We start from the raw sequence: 7178 nt of genomic DNA, 5'->3' as shown, positions 1-7178 counted from the left end.
CTACACCTGGGTTTTGGAAGCACTCGGGCTGGCAACGGGACAGAGGCGCACGCGGGAACGGGAACCGGTTCTCCTGGGGCTGACCGCGACGCCGTTCCGCAGCGGTGACGAAGAGGAGTCGCGGCGGCTTGCGCAACGCTTCGACTGCCGGGTCGTGCCGCGCGAACAGGCCGACCTCCATCGGATTCTGCGAAGCCGGGGTTTTCTGGCCGAGGTCGTCATGGAGCCGATCCGGCTCATCGAGCCGTTCGAACTGACACAAGAGGAGCGCCGCTATTTCGCGACCTAAGAAGACTTGCCGCCCTCGGCCTTGGACCGTCTCGCGAAGCAGGCGCACCGCAACGACGCGATCGTCCGGGCCATCGCAAAAGCGCCGGAACGCTCCGTCCTCGTCTTCGCCAACAGCGTCGACCACGCGGTCGCCTTGACGGCACGCCTCAGCCTGCTCGGGATCCGAGCGCGCGCGGTCAGCGCCGAAACCGATCCTTCGGCCCGGCGGGACGCGGTTGCTGCTTTCAGGAACGGCGAGATCCGCGTGGTCTGCAATGCGGCCGTCTTCACGAGCGGCTTCGATGCGCCCGGAGGGGAGATGATCCTGATTTCCCGCCCGGTCTTCTCACCCGTCCGCTTCATGCAGATGGTCGGTCGCGGTTTGCGCGGACCGAGGAACGGAGGCACGGCAAAGTGCCGCATCGTCACAGTCCGAGACAATATCGACATCTACCAGGGCCGCGACCCGCTCGACTGGTGGCGCCGATACTACAAATGAAAGCCGTCTCGTAGTCGCCTGGACGAACTTGAGACGGCCAAGACACCGGGGAGCGGCTGCCGGGTGAGCCTCACTTACGAGGAGCGTCGCGGACGCTGACCTGAAAGCGGGCAATCCTGAACACGATAACAGCGAGGGCCTGGACTGGCGACATCGGTCCGACAACCGGCATTGGATATGTGCGCGCCTGCCCGTCGGACGTGATCATCGCCGCTCAATCGTTGCAGTCTGTTATCAAATGATGCCACTCGCGGGGTTCCATTGACAGCACAACGCGCTTGGTCCTACGCAGAAAGTGGGTCTGCCGATCATCGCTGCTCGATCTTGGTCCCGTCACAGAAATAGGTGAGACCAGGGGCGAGGCATTGCCCTTCGACCCGGCTGCTGGCGTAGGTCCGTGCGGACTGCACGGTGATATCCGCTGCAAGCAGCGTGTCGCAGTCAATCGAAGATTTGGATTGGCCTGATCGCCGTCTCGGCTGGAGCCGATGAACCGCTCGTAGACCTTCAGTCTGACCGAAAACCGGGCCACCCACGGGCCAGGAGATAGGATGACAGGTTGACGCAGAAGACCTGCCTCACCGGCTGTTCTCAGCAGCGGCGCAGCAGGGGCAAGGCAACCGGTTGCCCAACGCTGCACAATACTAGGTCGACAGACTTCGTACTGGTCACCAGACACCCCAATGCGGTGAAGGCCGCGCTTGGGCTTCATACTATGCCGAGAGACTTCGTACCGGTCACCAGACAGACCTTATGAGCATGCACATTTGGAGCAAATCCGGTGGCGCGACCCGATCAGTGGCGCCGTATTCGGCGTCGCAGTCGGTTGGAGCAGCGAAGCATGTCGATGGCAACACGATGGCCGAGCTGATCGGGGCAGCCGTACTAGCGGCCGAGCAGGCTATGCGGCGACCGTGGCTTTGTTCATTCGATGACGTCAGGCCAGTGGTTAATGGCCAGCTCAGGTGGCAGCCTGGCTCGATGTCTGCGTCAGGTGGTCCAGTGCATTGACAGCTTGTGGCTGCATGCAGGCTAGGCCGTCATCCTCCTCACCATTCTCTCCAGTCGGGCGTGCGCAAGCCGAAAAGGTGCGAACCGTTAACGTTCCTCGTTTCGGGAGCGCACGGTGGCGAGGTCTCGGGGGCCCAGTGGATTCCTGCGCTCCACCCGTTCGACACACCTGACTTCTTGCGGCAATCGGTCGCGCAACGCCGACCCTCAAACTGCACCGCTCCTGCCCAAGCGAGCGGTTTGATCCGAAACAGGTGGGGCGATCTCGGTCGGCCGACCATGACGCAACGCAATTCGAGACCGAACGCCAGCGCTTTTCGCACCGATCGTCTTTGCGTGCGCGCGCAACAGATGGCGACGATCGATCGAGAGGTGCGACTTGGAGCAACAAACGGAATGAAGATCCCAATTCGCGACCTTCCTTCGAGAGCTCGGTTGGACTGCGTAGCTTCCACCATTCAGCGTGCATCCGTGATCCCTGGCGCAGACTGGCCGTCCGGGCAGGGTTTCGCCGCCCTCTCACCGGGAGTGATGCCTGGCATCTCTGGATCGGCATGGCACACGCGCGGTGCGGACAGCAGCGTTGCCTCCACGATTTCGCGCCGACTCTTGCGCAGCGTCCTGCCCGAGGGTGATGAGACGATTCGGCATCGCAAGAGGGAAGTCCAAAACAGATGCCGGTCGATGACCCACGCTAGCCCGTGCCGCTCATCAGGTAAGTCTAGCGACCCTGACGTGACTCGGTGCGACGGGCGCACCTCACTCTTGGAGCCCTGGGTTCGGCGCGTCATCGCGGATGCAGCCGCTGCCAGCGGGCGGATGGCTCGGCCAAGCGCGACAAGCCATCGTCATGTCGGCCCAAACTTGCCCACGCGGGAGACGACAATCCGAAAAGGGGCAGAGCGGCACCAGGTCCGTCGCAACGGTGCCGCCTGCGGCGGGTCTGCCCCTTCTAAATCGCGCCAACCTCGCCTTGCCGGATGCGTTGCTCAGGAGAGTCCCCTTGCGGTAGCACCGCCATCCAGCAGACCAGCCGCACGTCAGACTCGCTGATTGGCGGAAGGGGTGGAGGCGCTTCGAAGGGCTCGAGGCCGGTTCCGAGAATCCATTCCACAAGCCTTGCGCTGCGCCCCGCAGGTGAGCCGACCCGGTCGCGGAACTGCTCCCGCAGCAAGGCCTCCTCTCGCCGCGGCCAGGGAGCTTCCAGCACGTCCAACGCCCTTGCCACCCGCTCGCGGTCGACGTCGTAGGGCGGGTTCGCGCGGATGAAGGCTGCGACCTGCTTATTGGTCAGCCGCACCGGCGGCTGCAGTTTGGCCGGATCGGAAAGGTCCTGCCATTCGGAGAGGATGTCGGCCAAAGCGACCTCCCAGAATGCGAAGACCGCGTCGCCCAACTCGGCGGGCATGTGGCGCGGGGTGTCCTGATCGCAGTCGATCAGCCTGAGACACGTGCCTATCTCGCCTTCGACGCCTTCGGCGCCATCGGGCGCCTGCCAACCAGGCCCAGCGGGGACAAACCGAAGGAAGGTCCGCACACCATCCCGCAAAGCAACCTCAGCACAGAACACAATGCCTCGGCGCCGCCCTTTCCGAAGCCCGCTTGCTGCGCCGGCCGGGAGTGTCGTGATGGCATTCCGGTCGGCGGCAAGGGCAGCGCGCAAACGTTGCCGATATTCCTCGCCTGTTTGAGCGGCCGAAGCGGTCCCTCCCTGTTCGAACAGGGTCGCATCCTCTGCAACCAGTTTCTCGATCTCCGCCCGCGTCTCGGCAAAAACCTGATCGCGCGAGGTGGCCTTGTCCACCGGCGCGGTGCCGATGCCTATGCTTTTCGCCGCCTGGGCGAGCTTCCGCAGGATGCGTTGTTCCAGGTCGAGCAGCGCATTCAGCCGATCGGCAGGAAAGACCGTGCGCAGAAAGACGCGCGGGTGCGGGCTACCGATGCGGTCGATCCGGCCGTGCCGCTGCACCAGCCGCATGGGGTTCCACGGCAAGTCATAGTTTATGATGTGCCGGCACTGCTGGAGGTTCATCCCCTCTGCCAGCACATCAGTGGTGATCAGCACGTCGTAGAGGTCCTGCTGGCCCGGCGGCGGTCCGCTCGACTCGGGAGCGAAGGCCCAGACCGCCTCGTTGCGGTTCACCTCTTCGCCTTCCAGCTCCCGCCCTGCCACGGCCACGATCCGGCCGCGATACACGCTCAGCCGCGGGTCGGCGTCGATCCTCGCCTCTAGTGCCTTGCGGAGCCACGCGACCGTATCAGCGAAGTACGAGAAGAGCAGAACCTTGCGGTTGCGCTGCTCTTCGAGGTCGGTGGCAGCATCACGGCGCGCTTCCTCCGCAATCTTCGCCAACTCCTCGACCACCGCCGCGAGCTTGGGATCGTCCTCGTCGTTCACCGCACGAAGCCGCCCGGCGAGATCCCTGAGGATATCTCTGTCGCGTTCCACTGCGGCGCGTAGGCGGGCCACGTCGTAATTCGCGGAATCGCGAGCTTCGCCGCTGGTCTCCAAAAGATCCTCGAAGGCCTCGTCGTCGTCTCCGAGTTCGCGCAGGAAGGCTGTGGTGATCACCTTTCCTTTCGCCAAGGCGTCGAGAAAGAGGTCATGCTCCTGCACCATGCGCTCAAGGCTCTTGCGGAACGCGTGGGGCGAAGACTCGAAACGTTTGAGCAGTCCCGACCGCAACAGCCCCGCAGCGTTCTCCTGTGCCTCCTCTGCTTCCTCGGCCTCCTCCCTATCGGCATCGCGCCGGAAGGCATCGGGCGCGTAGCGCGCGAAACTCAGCAGGTTGCGGCCGTGCTCCGGATCCAGAGCATCGGCCACCGCATCGAACAGGCCGGGGGCCAGCCGTTCGAGGTCGTAGCGCACGGTGATCCCCACCGCCTTCGGAAAGACGATCGGGCGCATCACCCCATCGGGGCCGCGGATCGTTTCGCCAGCGTAGTGCTTCTTGACAAAGCCGCGCGTGCGCTTGACGGTCAGGGCATCGATGATCGGATAGAGGAAATCGGGGCTAAGGTTTGCCGGATCCTGTTTTGCTGCCGCCCTGAACCGGTCGCGGATGCTGACGATGCCGCGGCTGGCCAATGCGCTGTCTTGGCGGACGAAGTAGCGCTGCAGGTGGTAGAAATCCCAGAGGCTGTTGTTCACCGGCGTGGCGGTGAGCAGCACCAGATCCTTGCGCTGGCCGTAGAGCAGCCGCCGCAGCACATCGGCACGGTGCGACGAGTCCGGGTTGCGGTAGTTGTGCGCCTCGTCGACCACGATGAGCTGGTATTCGTCGAGCGCCGCGCGCAGGTGGTTTCCTCGCGCACGCGGCCGCCGGTCCGGATCGAACAGCTGCCGGTCGCGCGCCACCTGGTCGAAGGAGAGCAGCTCGACGAAGCGGCCGATGTTGTGCTCGTCGAGGAAGCGGTCCCAGCTTTCGCGCAGCGCCGCGGGGCAGAGGAGCAAGGCGCGCTGGCGGTTGCGCGCATAGGCCTCGAGGATCGCGCCGCCGATGAAGGTCTTGCCGAGTCCCACCTCGTCGGCGACGATCACGCCGCCGAACTCGCGCAGGATCCGACGCGCGCGCCAGACCCCGTGCAGCTGGAAGGCGGTGAGCGGGATCTCGCCCTCCTCCTTCCGCTCCTCTTCCAGTTCCCCGCCGTAGAGCTGCCAGAGGATGCGCAGGAAGATCAGCCAGGGTGGAAATTCCTGCTCCGGCTCCTCGAGAATGGCAGCGAGATCAAACGGCGCGGCCTCATCCCAAAGCCCGTCGAACCAGGCCTTGGCTTGGGCGAAGATCGCGGCGTCCCAGCGCGCGAGGTTGAGCTCCAGGTTGGTGGTGAGCCCCGCGCGGGTGAGGTTGGAGGAGCCGGCGATCAGCCCCGGTTCCGGCCCGTCGATCAGGATCGCCTTGGCATGCAAAAAGGCCTTCTCGTAGCGGCGCGTCTCGAGCGTGCCGGAGCGCAGCATGGCCGCCATCCGCCGCAAGTGGCGGCGGGTTTCGGCGCTGAAGGGCATGCGGTCGCGCTCCGCGCGCAGCCCCCCTTCCAGGAGTTTCAGCGCCTCGGCCAGCTCGCGCCGTTCGAAGGCCGCGGCCGGCGGGTCGCCGGGCTTGCGCAGGTGCCGCCGGGCGAGGCGCAGCGCCTCCGGCTCCGGCTCAGCGCCAAGAAGAAGGCGCACCCGTTCCGCCTGTTCCAGCCGGTCGGCCACCGCGGCGAAGCCGGCGGGGCTGAGGAAGGCGGTGGCGATGGCGATCTCGCGCACGCCGGCGGGCGTCTCGCCGAGGCCAGGCGGGCGCGGCGCGTCGGGGATGGCGGCGGCCAGCGCGGCCAGCAGGGTGTTGCCGCCCTGGTTGGTGATGAGCTCGGGCCGCGGCGTCATGCAAGCCCCCGCAGGATGGCGACCGTGCGGTCGCGCCGGGCGTTCCAGGCCGCCCAGTCGGCTTCGGTCGGCCAGTCGTGGAAGGTGTCGAAGATGTGGGCGAGCTGGTCGGGGTTGAGGCCGTAGAGGCGTGCCACGACGGCGTCCAGTTCCTCGATCATCGCCTGTTTCTCGGCCGCATCGAGCGGGCCGTAGGCGACTCCGACGGCCTCAGCCCAGGCGGCGAAGCGCGCATCCGGGCAGGCGAGGCGGCCGGCGAGAGCCACCGCGCGCTGCCAGTGGGGGTCGCTGCGCGGCGGGCGCGGAATGGGGAACGGGTTGAGGATGAAGAAGTTGACGTGCGTTTCGACGATACGCCGCGCATACCAATCCAGAGGGACCGAGCAAAGTACGCCAAGCAGAAAGGCTTGATCTTTCGTGTCCCCCGCTGGCCAGAGCAAGTAGGGGGCTTGGTTACCGCAGAACACGCGTGGCGGGGCCAGGGCGGCAATCACCGTCCGCTGGTTGGTTCGATTCGTGGCATCCCGGAACACGATGCGCGGCGCGTGGCAGGGCAGGGTGGCCGGATCGCGCAGATGGGCGGGCGGAAACTCGGCGTGGGCGGAGTCGCGGCGGGAGCGGCCGCTGTTGAGCCGCTTCTGCTGCAGCCGCGCCAGCACCGGCCCGGGCTCCGCCCAGGCATAGTAGCTGGCGGGGCCCAGGTCGTTCTGCCAGAGGTCGAAGGATTCTCCCTTGAACACCGGCCACAGGCCCTCGGTGGAGGGCGGGTCGAAGGTCATCAGCGCCTTGTCGCTGGTCGCGTGCAGTTCGGTATCCGGCCGGGCGCGCCATTCGCCCGGCGCACGGCGATCGAGCCGCGGCGCGCGCCGCAGCCGGGTGAAGACGGCGATGCTCTCGTCAGAGGGCAGAAGCGGCAGGGAGGCGGAGGAGGTCCAGCCCAGAACCTCCTCCGGCGTGAAGCGGTGCGGGGGGCGGCTCTTCGCTGCCTGCCACGCGTCTTGGTCGGCGAAGGGGCCGCGCAGGGCGATG

General features: G+C 66.2%; 4 protein-coding genes. 2 read left to right on the top strand and 2 right to left on the bottom strand.

Annotation, left to right across the window (positions count from 1 at the left end; all coding sequences use genetic code 11):
• The coding region (locus NZ773_15980) for a hypothetical protein (GenBank protein ID MCS6803426.1) at window positions 1-289 on the top strand (289 nt) is incomplete at its 5' end.
• Window positions 290-310: 21 nt separating this feature from the next.
• Entirely contained in the window at window positions 311-769 is a 459-nt protein-coding gene (locus NZ773_15975) for a helicase-related protein (GenBank protein ID MCS6803425.1), read from the top strand.
• A gap of 1963 nt (window positions 770-2732) precedes the next feature.
• Here NZ773_15975 and NZ773_15970 read toward each other — a convergent pair.
• Window positions 2733-6149 (bottom strand): phospholipase D-like domain-containing protein, encoded by a 3417-nt coding sequence (locus NZ773_15970; protein ID MCS6803424.1) that lies wholly within the window; start codon window positions 6147-6149, stop codon window positions 2733-2735.
• Window positions 6146-7178 (bottom strand): hypothetical protein (locus NZ773_15965; GenBank protein MCS6803423.1); only part of this gene is annotated, 1033 nt, incomplete at its 5' end. The genes NZ773_15970 and NZ773_15965, both read right to left, overlap by 4 nt.

The sequence above is a fragment of the Dehalococcoidia bacterium genome, from assembly GCA_025054935.1.
Taxonomy (GTDB): domain Bacteria; phylum Chloroflexota; class Dehalococcoidia; order SpSt-223; family SpSt-223; genus JANWZD01.
The sequence above is the reverse complement of the archived record's forward strand: the minus strand, read 5'-3'. Positions and strand labels throughout refer to the sequence as shown.